General features: G+C 50.5%; 1 protein-coding gene. It reads left to right on the top strand.

From position 1 onward, the window contains the following. Positions 1-279, top strand: a 279-nt coding sequence (locus tag KE626_RS34550; RefSeq protein ID WP_211977740.1) for a hypothetical protein, incomplete at both ends; no start/stop codon positions are given.

Genomic DNA, 279 nt, shown 5'->3' with positions numbered 1-279 from the left:
AACGCCACCGGTACAGAAGCCGCCGGCACTGACTTCCAGTATTTACAAACCTCGATCGTGTTCCCTAAAGACACGGCCGTGTTTACCACTGCAGCGGCTGTGATCAAAGCGGTAACGGATCAGATCATAGAAAAAGATGAGCAGCTTAATATTAAAGGTAACGTTACCGGTTACACGGTAACAGATGTGCAGCTGAAGATCAATGATGCCACCCGCAGAGATGCTACAAAAACAAAGCTCACCTTTACGCCGCCAGCCGCCGGTATGCCGGAGAACAGC

This window comes from Chitinophaga hostae, assembly GCF_018224885.1.
GTDB lineage: Bacteria > Bacteroidota > Bacteroidia > Chitinophagales > Chitinophagaceae > Chitinophaga > Chitinophaga hostae.
This window is presented reverse-complemented; position numbering and strand designations above follow the sequence as displayed.